We start from the raw sequence: 16706 nt of genomic DNA on the forward strand, positions 1-16706 counted from the left end.
CGGCGCCGACGGCCGGTGGCCGGATCCCACGCGCAGGCCTTCTCCCATTCGATCTCGGTGGGCAGCCGCGCGCCGGCCCAGGCGGCGTAGGCCTCGGCCTCGAAGAAGGTGACGTGCTGCACCGGTTCGTCGGCCGGGATGTCTTCGACGTGGCCGAACCGGGTGCGCGTCCGCGCGTCGGGGCTCCAGAACTGCGGCGCCGTGAGGCCCGCACGCCGGCGATGCTCCCAACCGCGCTCCGACCACCAGCGTGGCTGCCGGTATCCGCCGTCTTCCACGAAGTGCCGCCACTCGCCGTTGGTGACCGGCACCCGGCCGATCCGGAACGAGGGCACGTCGACGACGTGGGCGGGCCGCTCGTTGTCCAGCGAGTACGGTTCGCTCGCCGCGTCGACGCCCAGCACGAACGGGCCGGCGGGCACCAGCACCGAGGTGCCGGCCACGCCTGGCCGGCCGGCCGGCAAGGCCGCGGTGTCGCGCAGCAGCGGGGCGCCGCTGCGGAGGTTCAACGCCTGCAGCATGGTTTCGTCGTGCTGGTTCTCGTGGCTGATCACCAACGCGAACGGGAAGCTGTCGGCATCCTCGGGTAGGGCGTCGAGGGCGTCGAGGGCGGCCGAGCGCACCGTCCGGCAATAAGCCCGCGCGCGATCCGGTGACAGCAGCGGCAGCTCGACGCGGCTCGCGCGGGAGTGCACGAAGGCGTCGTACAGGCCTTCGACGGCAGGCGGCAACATGCCCGGCCGACCGGGGTCGCCGGCCCGCAGCAGCCAGAACTCCTCTTGCTGACCGATGTGCGCGAGGTCCCACACCAGCGGGCTCATCAGGGGGTCGTACTGCCGGTACAGTTCGGCGTCGTCGAACTCGACCAGCCGCAACGTTCGCGTCCGCGCCCGCGCCAGATCGTCGGCGAGACCCGCCCGGCATTCATCCGCGGACGTCACAGCCCCCCTTGGGCCAGGCGCGCCACGGTGGGCGCGATGCCGTGCTGGATCACCTGATCGGAGAAGTCGTCGCCGGGACATCGGCACCGTTCGACGGCGTCGACCAGCCGCTGCATCGACTCGCCGAGCTCGGGCGGCGCCAGCTCGGCGGCGATCGCCACGCACTGGTTGGCCGCGGCGTACAGCCGCCGGTCCCGCAGGCCCACCCGGGCCGCGGTGTCCCATGCGGTGGCCACGGGTTCGACTGCCTCGGCCGCTGTCTCGGCCGCGACGGGGTCGTCGAGCAGGGCCGTCAGCGTGAACACCACGGCCGGCCAGAACTCGTCCGGCACGCTGTCGAGATAGCGGATCTCCAGCCACTGCCTTGGGCGCACCGGCGGGAACAGGGTGGTCAGGTGGTATTCCAGGTCGGCGACGGTGGGACGGCGATCGCCGAGCAACACCCGGCCGTCCACCCAGTCGGCGAAGGGCACCCAGTGCGTGACCGCGGCGGCGTCCGGGGCGTGTACCAGCATCACCGGCGCCTTGAGCGCGTAGCGCGCCCAGTCGGTGCCGGGGTCGTCGCCGCTGGCGCCCAGGACCGGCCCGCATCGTGCCGCGTCCATCTGGCCCCACACCCACTGCCGGGTGGAGGCCCACCCGGTGAACTCGCCGCGCAGCATCGGGGAGTTCGCGGCGATCGCGATCATGGTGGGTCCCAGCGCGTGCGCCAGCCGCACGCGCGCCGCCCAGCCGGCCCGCGGCCCCGCGTCGAGGTTGACCTGGATGGACGCTGTGGACGTCATCATCGCCGAGCCCGCGTCGCCCGAGCGGCTGGACGCGAAGAACTGCTCCATGGCGCGGTAACGCGCGCCCGGGTTGATTCGCTTGGGTGGCCGCAGCGGGTCCGCGCCGAGGAATACCAGACCCAGGCCGGCGTCGGCGAACGCCGACCGCAGCGCGGCCTGATCGCGCCGCATCGCGTCGATGGCGCTGACCACGCCGTCAGCCGGCGGGCCGGACAGCTCCACCGCACCGCCGGGCTCCACCGTGACCCGGCTGCCGCCCGGCAACTCGGGCAGGCGCCCCAACACCTCGCCGATCTCGTCCCAGCCGGGCCTGCGATGCGGGTCCGCCGGGTCGTGGCAGTGGCCCTCCATCTCGAGACCAACGCGGCCCAGCGGGGCGTCCACCAAGCAGCCGTCGGCGATGTAACGCGCGGCGGCTTGGGAATCGGCCATCTCCGCACCGGCCAGCTCGGAGCCGGCGGTAGTGATGGCGGCGAACGTCATATCACTATCCCTTCGGGCCTGAGCAAGCCTGAACACGCGTCTGCGAACCTGTCCCCGTACCCGACTAAGGGAACGGTGACCGCCACTTCTTCATCTAGCAGATGGCCCCGACATATTCCCGTTCGCGCTACTTTTCAAGCCTGCCCGACCCGGCTCCGGCGCCCCGCTCATTGACCCAGCGCGTTCTGCATCGCGCCGGCCAGCACGTTGACCGCCGGCCCGGCGTTGCCAGACTGGCAGACCTTGGCCTGCAGTAACACGTTTTCGCGCAGCCTGGTTTGATTGAAGCAGCGCCGATCGGTACCGGCTTCTTGTTTGGTCCAGCTCGCGTCGGCCGCGCCCGGCGGCCCGCCGTCGAACGACCAGACCTGCGTGGCCCCGTTGTCCAGATGCATCGCGGTGGTCTGGCCCGAGCAGCCCACCGTCCGGTCCACCAGGCGATGGAAAGCGCGGTCGGCGGCATCGTTGGTGGCGAACACCCCGACGGCCTGTTTGACGAAGTGGGTCTGGTCGTTCGCCGCCGTCTGCGTGACGGCACCGTTGAACGACGCGAGGTCGGGGTCGTCGTACACCTCGGGCAGCCCGATGTCGGCCCAGTTGTTGCACACGGGGATGTCGACCCAATCCCCCTGGACCGGTCGGGTGAAGACCGACTCCCAGGCCATGGGTCCGCCGACGATGTTGCCGACCGAGCCCTTACCCAGGACGGCATAGTTCACCACTCCCGGTTCCGACGGGTGGGCGGTCGCAACGGGAAGCGCGACCGCGCACTCGATGGCCAGGCCGATGGCGATCGCGGCGCCGCGAACCCGCATGGTCATTCCAGCGATCATGCCAGGACGCCGGGGTGTTGGTCAGCCCCCGTTGCCGCGCACGCCCTCTTCGACCTTCTTGCCGAGGTCGGGGTCGACGTTGCGCCAGTACTCGAACACGCGTGACAGCACCGGCTCCTTGACGCCCTTGGAGACGTGACCGATGATGTTGTGCGCCAACCGATCTCGGGCCGCATCGTCGAGGACGTCGCGGACCATGGTGCCGGCCTGCCCCCAGTCGTCGTCCTCGGGGTGCAGCGTGTACGCGGCGCGGACCATGTCGCCGTCCGCATGCCAGCGCACCTCGGCGGCGCGCGCCGGGTCGGCGTGCGGGCCACCGTACGAGTTGGGCGCGTACACGGGGTCGGACACGTTCTTGATCCGCATCGCGCCGTCCTTCGAGTAGCTGTTCACCTCGACCTTCGGCGTGTTCACGGGAATCTGCCGGTAGTTGGTCCCCAGGCGGGCGCGATGCGCGTCGGAGTAGGAGAACCCGCGGGCCTGCAGCATCTTGTCCGGGCTCAGCCCGGTGCCCGGCACGGTGTTGTTCGGTTCGAAGGCCGCCTGCTCGATCTCGGTGTGGTAATCGGTGACGTTGCGGTTCAGCGTCATCTTGCCGACGTCGATCAACGGGTAGTCGCCGTGCGGCCAGACCTTGGTCAGGTCGAACGGGTTGAACCGATAATTCCTGGCTTCCTCGTACGGCATGATCTGCATCTTCAGGGTCCAGCTGGGATGGTTCCCGCCCTCGATTGCCTCGTAAAGGTCGCGCTGGTGGTAGTCGCCGTCCTCGCCTGCCAGCCGGTCCGCGTCCTCCTGGGGCAGGAAGTCGATGCCCTGGTCGGCGATGAAATGGTATTTGACCCAGAAGATTTCACCGCCGGCGTTGATCCAGCTGTACGTGTGGCTGCTGTAGCCGTTCATCTGCCGCCACGACTTGGGGATGCCGCGGTCGCCCATCAGCCAAGTCACCTGGTGCGCGGACTCCGGTGAGAGCGTCCAGAAGTCCCACTGCATGTTGTGGTCGCGCAAATTCGTTGCCTGCATGCGTTTTTGCGACCGGATGAAGTGCTGGAACTTCAACGGGTCGCGCATGAAGAAGACCGGGGTGTTGTTGCCGACCAGGTCGAAATTGCCTTCGCTGGTGTAGAACTTCAGCGCGAAGCCGCGCGGGTCCCGCCAGGTGTCCGGGCTGCCGCGCTCACCGGCGACGGTGGAGAACCGGGCCAGCATCTCGGTCTTGGTGCCCGGCTGGAAGACCGCGGCCCTCGTGTATTTACTGACGTCGTTGGTGACCTCGAAGGTGCCGAAGGCTCCGCCGCCCTTCGCGTGCGGCTGCCGCTCCGGGATGCGTTCCCGGTTGAATTGGGCCATCTGCTCGATCAGGTAATGGTCCTGCAGCAGGATCGGGCCGTCGGGACCGATCGTCAACGACTGGTCGTCGCTGGGCGCAGCGATGCCGGCGTCATTGGTGGTGAAACGCTCCGTCATGTCGCTATCTCCTCTTTGCTGGGCTGCCCTTGGATATTGGCGACGAATACCCCTGCGCGCCAATAACTATGCGCTTTCTCTGGACCGCATCAAGATCGCACCGGTAGTTACGGGCGTGGTGCCGGCAGGGCGGGGGTCGGGCTGACAGCACTCGCCGGCGGCTGGCCGGGGCCGCTTAGGCCGGGTCCGCCGGGTCCACCCGGGCCGGCGGGCGGCATGGGCACGATCAACCCCGGCCCGCCGTAGCCCCACTGGCCGCTCGGACCGGGGCCCCACGGCCCGTTGCCCGGTCCGGGGCCGCCGCCCGGTCTGAACATCGGGCCGTGGTGATGGTGGCAGTGGTGGTAGTAGCCGTACACGAACGCGCCGACGAAGAAGACAGTCGAGATGATGAAGACGACGCCGGCCACGATGACCACCCACGCCGCGGCCGTGTAGAGCGCCGGCGGCTTCACGCGCTCCGCGGGTGGAGGCGCGGGTGCGGTGGTGGCGGCGGGAGTCGGCGGTGGCGTCGGTCCGGGTGTCTCGGTCATGCCTTCCAATATGCCCAGGCCCTCACGCGCTTAACAGGTCCGCCGCGGAAAACTTGCTGTGAATCGACACGGGGCGGCCGGTCGCCGGTGGCGAGACGACGCGCAGCCCGGCGCTCTCGCGAGCACCGGGCTGCTGGTTGTTCAGTGAGGTTGGGCTACGGCGTGCGGGACGGGGCGACCGACGTCGGGATCTGGCTCGGGCCGGGGGCGCCGGGCGTCGCCGCCCCGGGTCCGCCCTGCTGGATGCCGGCCGGTCCACCCTGCTGGGCACCCGGACCGCCCGGGCCGCCCATGCGGTGGGGGTGCATGAACGCCGCGTGGTGCTTGTGGTGGTGATGGCCGTGGTGGCCGCCGCGGTGGCCGAGGATGAAGCCGGTGAAGAAGATGACCGCGACGATGAACACGATCCCGGCGACGATGGCGACCCAGGCGGCGAGGTGGAAGACGCGTGCCGCCCGGTAGGGGGCTGTCGCTGCCGCGGCGGCCGCCGGGGCAGTTGCGGTCGACGACCGCGTGGTGGGGGTTTCAGATGTTTCACTCATGAGACAAATGATGAAGCCGTTAACAATAGTTGCGGCTATGCGTCACTTATGTAGCAGCTATGAGGATGAAAACGCCGCCCATCTGCCAAGACGCCTTTCTCGGCGTCACTCGTCCGGGGTGCCATCAACCAGTTCGGACAGCATGAACCGGTGCCCTTCTGGAGATCGCAGGCCCATCTCGCGCCTGCCCCACGGTTCGGTCGTGGGAGCTTCGATGACGTCGGCGTGCTGCGCGACGGCGCGGCGGTAGAAGGCGTCGACACCGTCCACCGTGAGGTACGCGAGGTAGCTGTGGTCGCCCAACTGGGCGGCCGGGAGGGCGTCAGGGCATCGGCCGAGCCGGAAGGTCACCGTCCCCGCGGCGCAGAACATCCAATTTCCCGGATCCGGCTCGGTGATGTCGCAGCCGAGCACCGACTGAAACCACTGAGCGGTTCCGTTCAGATCGTGCACGGCAAGGACCGGGTCGGCGCTGATGAATTCCATGGGAGCAGTGTGAACGACGAATCCAGCCCGGCGGGCACCGCTGTACGGGCCGACTAACGTGCCCTACTCCGGTTTGAGTGGGTTGACCGCGAACTGAATCACCCGGTAGGGCGCGGCCACACGCGCGCGAGTGTCCCACTGGCTCACGAAGATTCGCAGCTCGTCGAGTGTGGAACCGGGCGAGATGTAACCGCCGTACGGTTGCGCGAGCCGGTTGTCATACGGGGGCGGCAGGCTCTCCGCCGGATCGGGCCACTCGTCGTGCTGCACCACCGTGGTGACCGGCGCGTCGCCCAGGGCGGTCGGGTCGTCGGCGACGCGGACCTCCATGTTGCCCGTGACGGCGTTGAAGTAGGACAGCACCGCCTTTCCGTCGATTTGCCGGACGCACAACTCGCCCACCGCTTCCGGCCACAGCGGCGTGGGCGGCTTGCCCCAGCCGCCGCCCGGCCCGGCCGCCCACCCCTGCCACCGGGACCGGTCGGTGAACGATTGCGGGGTGGCCCGGTAGAGCACGACGGGGTTCCGACGGGTGAAGCTGTCGGCCACGATGTACACCCAGCCGGTCGGCGAGTCCGCGGTGGGAATGGGGTCGTAGTAGCCGCTGATCTGCGTCTGCGAGCCGCCCTGGTAGGACGCGGGCCGGCGCGACCCGGGGATGGTCTGCCACCCGGCCCGCGCGGGCTCGGCCGTCACGAGCCGGGAGCTTTGCGGTTCCAGGTTTTTCGTCGTCGTCACCATCACGTAGTTGCGCCGGTTGATCTGCACCACCCCGGCCGGCAGCTGCGAGGCACCCGGCGGGGTCGGATCGGCCAGCAGCGGTTTGCTGACGCCGGTGACGCCGGTGTAGCGCACGCCGGCCGGATCGTCGACCGAGGCGGTGTCCACACGCAGCGCCACCGGCGCGTACCAACCACCGAACCCGACGCCCTGGCCGGCGAAGCTGTCGCCGCAGACCTGCAACAGTTCGGCGGGGAACTCCACGAACTCACAGAGGTCGGTCGCGCCGATGCCGTAGTCCCCGGTGGGCGTGCCGGTGCCGGCGGTCGGGCCGATCCGCACCACCTGGCCGGGCGCCAGCGGTTGCACGATGGGCTCGGGCGCGGGCGCCGGCGGATCGGCGTGGGCGAGCCAAACTCCTTGCGGGGCAATCAAAGCCAATGCAAGCGAGCACCGCGCGATCAGTCGGGTATGGGCGGTGCTCACCCGCTTCTCACAACTGGGCGGCCAGCAACTCGGCGATCTGGATGGTGTTCAGCGCCGCCCCCTTGCGCAGGTTGTCCCCCGACACGAACAGGGCCAGGCCGCGCCCGTCGGGCACGCCGGGGTCGTGCCGGATGCGGCCGACCAACGACTCGTCGACGCCCGCGGCCGCCAACGGCGTCGGCACGTCGACCACCTTCACCCCGGGCGCGCCGTCGAGCAGCTGCCGGGCCCGCTCGGGCGACAGCGGCCGGGCGAATTCGGCGTTGATCGACAGCGAGTGCCCGGTGAAAACCGGTACCCGCACGCAGGTTCCGCTCACCGCCAGCTCCGGGATGCCGAGGATCTTGCGGCTCTCGTGCCGCAGCTTCTGGTCCTCGTCGGTCTCGCCGGAGCCGTCATCGACCAGCGAGCCGGCCAGCGGCACGACGTTGAACGCGATCGGCGCGACGTAGGTCTTGGGCGCGGGGAACTCGATCGCTGCCCCGTCGTGCACGAGCTGCTCGGCGCCGTCGATGACCGCGCGGGCCTGCGTGGCCAGCTCCTCCACCCCGGCCAGCCCGCTGCCGGACACCGCCTGGTAGCTCGACACCACCAGGCGCACCAGCTGGGCTTCGTCGTGCAGCACCTTGAGCACCGGCATCGCGGCCATCGTGGTGCAGTTCGGGTTGGCGATGATGCCCTTGGGTCGACGGTGGGCGTCCCTGTCGAAGTTGACCTCCGACACCACCAGCGGCACGTCGGGGTCCTTGCGCCAGGCCGACGAGTTGTCGATCACGGTCACCCCGGCCGCGGCGAAGCGCGGCGCCTGCACCAGCGACATCGTCTTGCCGGCGGAGAACAGCGCGATGTCCAGGCCGCTCGGGTCCGCGGTCGCGGCGTCCTCGACCTCGATCTCCTGGCCGCGGAATTCCAGCTTGCGGCCCTGCGAGCGGGCCGAGGCGAAGAACCGCACCGACGTCGCGGGGAAGTCCCGCTCGTCGAGCAACCTACGCATCACCTGGCCGACCTGGCCGGTGGCGCCCACAACGCCTATTGACACGCTATTCGCGCCCATATCTACCTGCCCGTCCCCGCATACACCGTCGCCTTCTCGTCCCCGCCAAGCCCGAACGCCTCATGCAACGCCACGACGGCCTTGTCTAGTTCGGTGTCGCGGCACAGGACCGAGATGCGGATCTCCGAGGTGGAAATCAGCTCGATGTTGACGCCGACGGCGGCCAGGGCCTCACAGAAGGTCGCGGTGACGCCGGGGTGGCTGCGCATGCCCGCGCCGATCAGCGACACCTTGCCGATGTGGTCGTCGTAGAGCAGCTGGGTGAAGCCGATCTCGTCCTTGAGCGCGTCCAGCTTGGCCACCGCCGTGGGCCCGCTGTCGCGCGAGCAGGTGAAGGTGATGTCGGTCTTGCCGTCCTCCACCTTGGAGACGTTCTGCAGCACCATGTCGATGTTCACGTCGGCGTCGGCGACCGCCCGGAAGACCCGAGCCGCGTAGCCGGGGATGTCGGGGATGCCGACGACGGTCACCTTGGCCTCGCTGCGGTCGTGCGCGACTCCGGTCAGGATTGGGTCTTCCATGGCTATGTCCTTGATCGATCCGACGACGACGGTGCCGGGCTTGTCCGAGTAGGACGAGCGGACGTGCACCGGAATGTTGTAGCGGCGGGCGTATTCCACGCAGCGCAGCATCAGCACCTTCGCGCCGCAGGCCGCCATCTCGAGCATCTCCTCGAAGGTCACCTTGTCCAGCCGGCGCGCGTTGTGCACGATCCGCGGGTCCGCGGTGAAGATGCCGTCGACGTCGGTGTAGATCTCGCAGACGTCGGCGTGCAGGGCCGCGGCCAGGGCCACCGCCGTGGTGTCCGAACCGCCGCGCCCCAGTGTGGTGACGTCCCGGGTGTCCTGGCTGACGCCCTGGAAGCCGGCGACCAGCACGATGCGGCCCTCGTCGAGCGCGGCCTGCAGCCGCCCGGGGGTGACCTCGATGATCTTCGCGTTGCCGTGGGTGCCGGTGGTGATGACCCCGGCCTGCGAGCCGGTGAACGAGCGCGCCTCCGCGCCCAGCGATTCGATCGCCATGGCCACCAGCGCGTTGGAGATGCGTTCGCCGGCGGTCAGCAGCATGTCGAGTTCCCGCGGCGGCGGGGCCGGGCAGACCTGCTGGGCCAGATCCATCAGGTCGTCGGTGGTGTCGCCCATGGCGGAGACCACGACGACGACGTCGTTCCCCTGCTTCTTGGTCGCGACGATGCGTTCGGCGACACGGCGGATCCGATCGGCGTCGGCCACCGATGATCCGCCGTACTTTTGCACGACCAGCGCCACGTTATGTTTCCCGCAATCTTCCCGCCCTTGGGCACGATTTAAGTCCACAACAGAATACGTGGCTGCACATAACGGTTTACGCCCCGATGCCGACCACCGCAGCCTGCGGTTTTGGCATGATTTTCGACGATTTTCCTCCCGGGCGCCAATCGCGGTAGAGTGCAGGGCGTGCAGCGGGTGCTCCTCCTCGGACGCCGCGACGGGGTCTGATCCAGACCGGCTTCCCGTCGCGGGTGTTCGCGATGCGCCGGTCTGAGGTTCCTTCTGACACCCCCGGAGCAACTACCGTGACTTCCAATCCCGACGCCTATACGTCAGCCCGATCGATCGTCAAACCCGCGGGCCCGCCGGGCCCCGGACAGCCCGCCTGGAATCCGCAGCGTGGTTCGGCGATGCCGGTCAACCGGTACCGATCCTTCGCCGAGGAAGTCGAGCCCATCCGCCTGGCCGACCGCACCTGGCCCGACCGCGTCATCGACCGCGCCCCGCTGTGGTGCGCGGTGGACCTACGCGACGGCAACCAGGCGCTGATCGACCCGATGAGCCCGACCCGCAAGCGCCGCATGTTCGATCTGCTGGTTCGCATGGGATACAAGGAGATCGAGGTCGGCTTCCCGTCGGCCAGCCAAACCGATTTCGACTTCGTCCGCGAGATCATCACCGACGGCGCCATCCCGGACGACGTCACCATCCAGGTGCTGACGCAGTGCCGTCCCGAGCTCATCGAGCGCACGTTCCTGGCGTGCGAGGGCGCGTCGCGGGTCATCGTGCACTTCTACAATTCGACGTCGATCCTGCAGCGCCGCGTGGTTTTTCGCGCCGACCGGGCCGCGGTGCAGGCGATCGCGACCGACGGCGCCCGCAAGTGCGTCGAGGAGGCCGCCAAATACCCTGGCACGCAATGGCGTTTCGAATATTCGCCGGAGTCCTACACCGGAACCGAGCTCGAATACGCCAGGCAGGTGTGTGACGCCGTCGGCGAGATCATCGCGCCGACACCGGAGAACCCCATCATCTTCAACCTGCCCGCCACGGTCGAGATGGCCACTCCCAACGTCTACGCCGACTCGATCGAGTGGATGAGCCGCAACCTGGCCAATCGGGAATCCGTCATCCTGAGCCTGCACCCGCACAATGACCGCGGGACGGCTGTCGCCGCAGCGGAATTGGGCTTCGCGGCGGGCGCCGACCGGATCGAGGGCTGCCTATTCGGCAACGGCGAACGCACCGGCAACGTGTGCCTGGTGACGCTGGGGCTCAACCTGTTCTCCCGCGGCGTCGACCCCCAGATCGACTTCTCCAACATCGACGAGATCCGCCGCACGGTCGAATACTGCAACCAGCTTCCCGTCCACGAGCGTCACCCCTACGGCGGGGACCTGGTCTACACCGCGTTCTCCGGCAGCCATCAGGATGCGATCAACAAGGGCCTGGACCAGATGAAGGTCGACGCCGACGCCGCGGACACCGACGTCGAGGACATGCTCTGGCAGGTCCCGTATCTGCCGATCGACCCCAAAGACGTCGGGCGCACCTACGAAGCGGTGATCCGGGTCAACTCGCAGTCCGGCAAGGGCGGTGTGGCCTACATCATGAAGTCCGACCACGGCCTGGCCCTGCCGCGCCGGCTGCAGATCGAGTTCTCCCAGGCGATCCAGAAGATCACCGAGGGCGAGGGCGGGGAGGTCTCCCCGAAGGAGATGTGGGACGTGTTCTCCGAGGAGTACCTCGCCCCGGTGTGGCCGCTGGAGCGGATGAAACAGCGCGTCGAGGCGTCGGAGGAAGACAGCGGCACCACCACGGTCGCCGCGACCGTCAAGGTCAACGGCGTGGAGACCGAGATCAGCGGCGTGGGCAACGGCCCGCTCGCGGCCTTCGTCCACGCGCTCGGCGGTGTCGGCTTCGACGTCGCGGTCCTCGATTACTCCGAGCACGCGATGAGCGCCGGCGACGACGCGCAGGCGGCGGCATACGTGGAGGCGTCGGTGAACGGCCGCTCCGTCTGGGGCGTCGGCATCGCGCCGTCGATCACCACCGCGTCGTTGCGCGCCGTCGTGTCGGCGGTCAACCGCGCGTCCCGGAAGTAACGCTCGGCGTCGAGGCCGCGGCGACGGAGTTGGGCTCGTCCCGGTTCAACTCGCACGCTCGTCGCGTCGATCACCGTCGCGGGCCCACCGGCGAACGATGCTTCGCGGCGGCTTGGGAAAATACGGCACGAGATGCCTCGTCCGTTCCGTGTCCTCGGTGAGATCGTGCAGCCGGGCGGTCAGCAAGTCCTTCATCAACAAGTGGCCCTGATCGGAACCGTCCGGCGATACCACCCGCAGCGGGCGGCCATCCGATTCCGCGAAGACATTCGCGGCATGCCGCAGCGTGGCCTTGCTGCCCACCGTGCCACCCGCCGGGGCGGGTGGCGGCCCGGAGCGCATCACTTCGGCGACCAGGAACGCCTCCAGCGGGTCGGTCGTGTAATCACGCGTCAGATGCATTCCGCTGCGTGCAATCTTCTCGGTGAGCACCGAGCGGGCGAGCAGCAACGCGGATATCGCGTAGGCGGTGATCGTGGCGATGACCACCGGCAGCATCGCCGGCCACGCGCGAGTGAGCTCGAGGGTGAACATGATGGCCGCCAGGGGAGCCCGCATGATGCCGCAAACGACGGCGGCCAGGCCCAGCATCGCCCAGAATCCCGGATACACGTGCGGAAACCAGTGCCCGATGAAGGCTCCGAGCGCGCTGCCGATCATGAACACGGGGGCGAATACACCGCCCGATGTTCCCGAACCCAGCGACAGCGCCCAGATCGCGGTTTTCACCACGAGGATGCCCACGATCAGCGACAGTCCGGCGCGCCCGGTGAGAAGTGCATCGATCACGTTGTAACCGACCCCGAGAGCGCGCGGTTCAATCAGTCCGCCCGCGCCGATGATCAGACCGCCGATCGCCGGCCACCACATCCAGTGAATGGGTAGGCGCGGGAAGGTGTTTTCGGCCCAGTAGACCAGGTGCGTCACCGAGATGGCGAGCGCAGCGCCGGCCAGTCCGACGCATACCGCCAAAGCGTCGATGGACCAATGGATTTCAGCTACATGCGCCTCGACCGGGAATACCGGCGCGGTGCCCAGGATGAACAAGCGCACCACGGTGGCCATCGCTACCGCGCTCGCGACGGGGACCATGCTCCGCGGCCGCCATTCGAAGAGCAGCAATTCGACGGCCAGCAGGATGGATGCCAGTGGTGCGTTAAAGGTGGCCGCGATGCCCCCGGCGGCGCCGGAGGCCAGCAGGATCTTTCGCTCGTCTGCGGTCAGATGCAGGAATTGAGCGACAACGGAACCCATGGCCCCGCCGGTCATCACGATCGGCCCCTCCGCGCCGAACGGGCCGCCGGTACCGATGCTGACGGCCGCCGAGATCGGCTTGAGCACAGCAACTTTGGGCTCGACGCGGCTGCTGCCGGTGAGAATCACTTCGATGGTCTCAGGCATGCCGTGACCACGTACCTGATCGGATCCGTACCGCGCCATCAGGCCGATGACCAAACCGCCGGCTATCGGCGCACCCAGAATCAGCCACCACGGATGGTGGTTTGCCGCCGGCGACACCAGAGCATCCGAAATACGTTGATAAAAAACAAGATTAGTGACCAAACCGATGAGCTTCAACAGACACCAGGCCACCAGTGCTGACAGGGCGCCGATGACTATCGCGATGCCCGTGATTGGAATTAACCGCCGATCGACGTTGAAGTCGGCTAACCGTCCACTCACTACAAAGAATTCCTCACCGATCCGATCGATGCATCAACTCTCGACAGATTCCCCAGAACGCAACTCGCAGGACACGATTCGCGTCCTGCGGTGATCCGCTGAATCGTAACAACTCCGCGCGCCGTCGGCGTGCTCAACGGCCGAGGCATTGCTGGGAGTTAGGGCTGAATTCCCTGGCGTCCGCCTGTTAAGCGTCCCGTCAGCGCAGCAGGTCGAGCGTCAGAACAATGCGAGCTGCTGGTCCACCGCGGTGGTGTCGGTGAACTCCTCCATGCTGGTGCCGCCCACGACCGCGCGGATGGAGTCCATGAACTGCGCGTCGGAGACCACCGGCACCCCGAGCTGCTTGGCCAGGTAGCCCTTGCCCTGATCCGGGGCGGGGTCATTGCAGACCACCAGCGAAGTCTCGCCGTCGACGGCGTCGGTATAGGCCAGCCCGGCGTGCAGGATGCGTTCGACCAGTTCCTCGTGGGTGCGGCCGACCTCGGCCGCCAGGGCCACCCGCATGCCCTGCACCAGCGGCCGCCCGGACACGTACAGCCCGGGATTGAGATACGGGCAGGGCATCCGCGAGGCCAGCACCTTCAACGGGCGCAGCTCGTCGTGGGTGACGCGGCCGTTCGGCCACCGTCGCCGGGTCACCGGATGCACCGGCAGCCAGATGTCGCGCTCGCGCGCACGCCTGAGCGCCGACGCCAGCACACCGGTCAGGACCAGCGCGTCGTCGAAGGCGTCGTGCGGCCGTTCCTGCGTGACGCCCCAGTGCGCCGCGAGGGTCTCCAAGCGCAGGTTGTCGATGCCGAGGTCCAACCGCCGGGCCAGCTCCACGGTGCACATGACGGAGTCGATTGGCAGTTCGGTCTCGGCGAGCTCGGCTTCCGCGGCCAGGAACGCGTAGTCGAACGCGACGTTGTGGGCCACCAGCGTGCGACCGTCCAGCACCTTGACCACGTCGTCGACGACGTCGGCGAACTGCGGCTGGTCTTCCAGCATGGCCGCCGTCAGGCCGTGCACGTGGGTTGGCCCGGGGTCCACGCCAGGGTTGAGCAGGCTGACGACGGATTGCTCCACGCGTCCGTCGGCGTCGAGGCCCAGCACCGCAAGGCTGATGACCCGCGCCTGCCCGGGCCGAAATCCCGACGTCTCGACGTCGATGACGGCCCAACCCCCGTCCGGCTCGCTGGCCGGCCGCCCCCAGGACACCCGGTTCATGTCGACAGGATGGCACGTCGGACCGACATCACCGGGTCGCTTCGCTGCCGTGTCGGTCGCTGAATTCGGTAAGGGCGACCCGCAGCACCCGGCGCTCTGCACCGCGCTTGCGATCGCCCTTATTGGATAAGGGCGACCCGCAGCACCCGGCGCTCTGCGCCGCGCTTGCGATCGCCCTTAAACTGCCCGGGTGGTTACCACCCGTGCACGCCTGGCCCTCGCCGCGGGAGCGAGCGCGCGCTGGGCCTCGCGGGTGACCGGACGCGGCGCGGGAGCGATGATCGGTGGCCTGATCGCGATGTCCCTGGACCGCTCGGTCCTGCGTCAGCTGGCGGCCGGACGACGTACCGTCGTCGTCACCGGCACCAACGGCAAGTCGACCACCACCCGGATGACCGCCGCCGCGCTGGGCACGCTGGGTTCGGTGGCCACCAACGCCGAAGGCGCCAACATGGACGCCGGGCTGGTGGCCGCGCTGGCGGCGAACCGCGAGGCGCCGCTGGCGGCCCTGGAAGTCGACGAGATGCACGTGCCGCACGTCTCCGATGCCGTCGAGCCCGCCGTAGTCGTGCTGCTCAACCTGTCGCGCGACCAGCTGGACCGGGTCGGCGAGATCAACGTCATCGAACGCACCCTGCGGGCCGGGTTGGCCCGGCATCCCAACGCGGTCGTCGTCGCCAACTGTGACGACGTGCTCATGACGTCGGCGGCCTACGACAGCCCGAACGTGGTGTGGGTGGCCGCGGGCGGCTCGTGGGCCAACGACTCGGTCAGCTGCCCGCGCAGCGGCGAGGTGATCGTCCGCGACAAGGGGCATTGGTATTCCACCGGCGTCGACTTCAAGCGGCCCAGCCCGCAGTGGTGGTTCGACGACCACACCCTCTACGGGCCCGACGGGCTGGCCCTGCCGATGCGGTTGGCGCTGCCGGGCGCGGTGAATCGCGGAAACGCCGCCCAGGCCGTCGCCGCCGCCGTCGCGCTGGGCGCGGAACCCGCGAAGGCGGTGGCGGCCGTGTCGGGCGTCGACGAGGTCGCCGGGCGCTACCGGACCGTCCGCGTCGGCGACCACGAGGCGCGGATCCTGCTGGCCAAGAACCCGGCCGGCTGGCAGGAGGCGCTGTCGATGGTGGACAAGCAGGCGGCCGGGGTCGTCATCTCGGTCAACGGGCAGGTGCCCGATGGCGAAGACCTGTCCTGGCTGTGGGACGTCCGCTTCGAGCACTTCGAGCACACCGCCGTCGTGGCCGCCGGGGAGCGGGGCACCGACCTCGCGGTGCGCCTCGGCTACGCGGGCGTCGACCACACCCTGGTGCACGACACCGTGGCGGCCATCGCGTCCTGCCCGCCGGGGCGGGTCGAGGTCGTCGCGAACTACACCGCCTTCCTCCAGCTGCAACGTGCGTTGGCGCGCCATGGCTGATTCGACCGTGCGGATCGGGCTGGTGCTGCCCGACGTGATGGGCACCTACGGCGACGGCGGCAACGCGCTGGTGCTGCGCCAGCGCCTGCGGTTGCGGGGCATCGCCGCGGAGATCGTCGAGATCACGCTGGCCGACCCGGTGCCGGACTCACTGGACCTCTACACGCTGGGCGGGGCGGAGGACTACGCGCAGCGGTTGGCCACCAAGCACCTGATCAAGCATCCCGGGTTGCAGCGCGCCGCGGAGCGCGGCGCGCCCGTGCTGGCGATCTGCGCCGCCGTGCAGGTGCTCGGCCAGTGGTACGAGACGTCGGCGGGGGAACGGGTCGACGGCGTGGGGATGCTCGACGCGACCACCTCGCCGCAGCAGGCCCGCACCATCGGCGAATTGATCAGCAAGCCGCTGTTGCCCGGGCTGACCCAGCGGCTCACCGGTTTCGAGAACCACCGGGGCGGCACCGTCCTGGGCCCCGCCGCATCGCCGCTGGGCGCGGTGGCCAAGGGCGCGGGCAATCGGGCGGGCGACGGCTTCGACGGAGCGGTGCAGGGCAGCGTCGTGGCCACGTACATGCACGGCCCGTGCCTGGCCCGCAACCCCGAGCTAGCGGACCTGCTGTTGGGCAAGGTGGTGGGCGAGCTGGCGCCGCTGGAGCTGCCCGAGGTGGAGTTGTTGCGCCGGGAGCGGTTGGCGGTGCGCTGA

15 protein-coding genes are annotated in these 16706 nt (G+C 69.0%); 3 read left to right on the forward strand and 12 right to left on the reverse strand.

Annotated elements, in window-relative coordinates; genetic code table 11:
- From A9X05_RS24145 to A9X05_RS24190, 10 genes are all read right to left on the reverse strand, one after another.
- The coding region (locus A9X05_RS24145; protein WP_067784475.1) for an SUMF1/EgtB/PvdO family nonheme iron enzyme at positions 1-941 on the reverse strand (941 nt) is incomplete at its 3' end.
- Entirely contained in the window at positions 938-2212 is a 1275-nt protein-coding gene (egtA, locus tag A9X05_RS24150; protein ID WP_067756670.1) for an ergothioneine biosynthesis glutamate--cysteine ligase EgtA, read from the reverse strand. The genes egtA and A9X05_RS24145, both read right to left, overlap by 4 nt.
- Before the next feature lie 167 nt (positions 2213-2379).
- The gene (locus A9X05_RS24155) at positions 2380-3027 is read right to left on the reverse strand and encodes a sensor domain-containing protein (protein WP_156670151.1); all 648 of its coding nucleotides are present in this window, start codon (positions 3025-3027) and stop codon (positions 2380-2382) included.
- Between the two features lie 39 nt (positions 3028-3066).
- Positions 3067-4515, reverse strand: a complete 1449-nt coding sequence (locus A9X05_RS24160) for a catalase (RefSeq protein WP_067784478.1) — start codon at positions 4513-4515, stop codon at positions 3067-3069.
- A 107-nt stretch (positions 4516-4622) separates the two neighbouring features.
- On the reverse strand, positions 4623-5048 hold the full coding sequence (locus A9X05_RS24165; RefSeq protein ID WP_067784481.1) for a hypothetical protein: 426 nt from the start codon (positions 5046-5048) through the stop codon (positions 4623-4625).
- A 155-nt stretch (positions 5049-5203) separates the two neighbouring features.
- Complete coding sequence (locus A9X05_RS24170; RefSeq protein WP_067784484.1) at positions 5204-5590, reverse strand: hypothetical protein; 387 nt, start codon at positions 5588-5590, stop codon at positions 5204-5206.
- A gap of 105 nt (positions 5591-5695) precedes the next feature.
- The gene (locus tag A9X05_RS24175; protein WP_067784486.1) at positions 5696-6076 is read right to left on the reverse strand and encodes a VOC family protein; all 381 of its coding nucleotides are present in this window, start codon (positions 6074-6076) and stop codon (positions 5696-5698) included.
- Between the two features lie 63 nt (positions 6077-6139).
- A complete protein-coding gene (locus A9X05_RS24180) occupies positions 6140-7282 on the reverse strand; it encodes a DUF4185 domain-containing protein (RefSeq protein ID WP_067784489.1) in 1143 nt (380 codons plus the stop codon).
- A 7-nt stretch (positions 7283-7289) separates the two neighbouring features.
- Positions 7290-8336, reverse strand: coding sequence for an aspartate-semialdehyde dehydrogenase (locus A9X05_RS24185; protein ID WP_067756693.1), 1047 nt, complete (start codon positions 8334-8336; stop codon positions 7290-7292).
- Between the two features lie 2 nt (positions 8337-8338).
- On the reverse strand, positions 8339-9604 hold the full coding sequence (locus A9X05_RS24190; RefSeq protein WP_067756697.1) for an aspartate kinase: 1266 nt from the start codon (positions 9602-9604) through the stop codon (positions 8339-8341).
- A gap of 242 nt (positions 9605-9846) precedes the next feature.
- On the opposite strand from A9X05_RS24190, the gene leuA reads away from it, so the two are divergent.
- Positions 9847-11691 (forward strand): 2-isopropylmalate synthase, encoded by a 1845-nt coding sequence (gene leuA, locus A9X05_RS24195; protein WP_197499187.1) that lies wholly within the window; start codon positions 9847-9849, stop codon positions 11689-11691.
- Positions 11692-11736: 45 nt separating this feature from the next.
- Here leuA and A9X05_RS24200 read toward each other — a convergent pair whose 3' ends face one another.
- Together A9X05_RS24200 and A9X05_RS24205 are read right to left on the reverse strand one after the other, a co-directional pair.
- Complete coding sequence (locus A9X05_RS24200) at positions 11737-13209, reverse strand: chloride channel protein (protein ID WP_231969352.1); 1473 nt, start codon at positions 13207-13209, stop codon at positions 11737-11739.
- Between the two features lie 384 nt (positions 13210-13593).
- Positions 13594-14586, reverse strand: a complete 993-nt coding sequence (locus tag A9X05_RS24205; RefSeq protein ID WP_067784492.1) for a DEDDh family exonuclease — start codon at positions 14584-14586, stop codon at positions 13594-13596.
- A gap of 190 nt (positions 14587-14776) precedes the next feature.
- Here A9X05_RS24205 and A9X05_RS24210 point away from each other — a divergent pair, with 190 nt between their 5' ends.
- Together A9X05_RS24210 and A9X05_RS24215 are read left to right on the forward strand one after the other, a co-directional pair.
- The gene (locus A9X05_RS24210) at positions 14777-16006 is read left to right on the forward strand and encodes a Mur ligase family protein (protein WP_067756706.1); all 1230 of its coding nucleotides are present in this window, start codon (positions 14777-14779) and stop codon (positions 16004-16006) included.
- A complete protein-coding gene (locus tag A9X05_RS24215) occupies positions 15999-16706 on the forward strand; it encodes a type 1 glutamine amidotransferase (RefSeq protein WP_067784495.1) in 708 nt (235 codons plus the stop codon). Before A9X05_RS24210 ends, A9X05_RS24215 begins: the two co-directional genes overlap by 8 nt.

This window comes from Mycobacterium sp. E3298, from assembly GCF_001666895.1.
Taxonomy (GTDB): domain Bacteria; phylum Actinomycetota; class Actinomycetes; order Mycobacteriales; family Mycobacteriaceae; genus Mycobacterium.

Excerpts from the sequence above, each read along its gene's own strand:
- egtA (WP_067756670.1), bottom strand. The coding sequence starts at position 2,212 with ATGACGTTCGCCGCCATCACTACCGCCGGCTCCGAGCTGGCCGGTGCG.
- A9X05_RS24155 (WP_156670151.1), bottom strand. The coding sequence starts at position 3,027 with ATGCGGGTTCGCGGCGCCGCGATCGCCATCGGCCTGGCCATCGAGTGC.
- A9X05_RS24160 (WP_067784478.1), bottom strand. The coding sequence starts at position 4,515 with ATGACGGAGCGTTTCACCACCAATGACGCCGGCATCGCTGCGCCCAGC.
- A9X05_RS24165 (WP_067784481.1), bottom strand. The coding sequence starts at position 5,048 with ATGACCGAGACACCCGGACCGACGCCACCGCCGACTCCCGCCGCCACC.
- A9X05_RS24170 (WP_067784484.1), bottom strand. The coding sequence starts at position 5,590 with ATGAGTGAAACATCTGAAACCCCCACCACGCGGTCGTCGACCGCAACT.
- A9X05_RS24175 (WP_067784486.1), bottom strand. The coding sequence starts at position 6,076 with ATGGAATTCATCAGCGCCGACCCGGTCCTTGCCGTGCACGATCTGAAC.
- A9X05_RS24185 (WP_067756693.1), bottom strand. The coding sequence starts at position 8,336 with ATGGGCGCGAATAGCGTGTCAATAGGCGTTGTGGGCGCCACCGGCCAG.
- leuA (WP_197499187.1), top strand. The coding sequence starts at position 9,847 with ATGCGCCGGTCTGAGGTTCCTTCTGACACCCCCGGAGCAACTACCGTG.
- A9X05_RS24205 (WP_067784492.1), bottom strand. The coding sequence starts at position 14,586 with ATGAACCGGGTGTCCTGGGGGCGGCCGGCCAGCGAGCCGGACGGGGGT.
- A9X05_RS24215 (WP_067784495.1), top strand. The coding sequence starts at position 15,999 with ATGGCTGATTCGACCGTGCGGATCGGGCTGGTGCTGCCCGACGTGATG.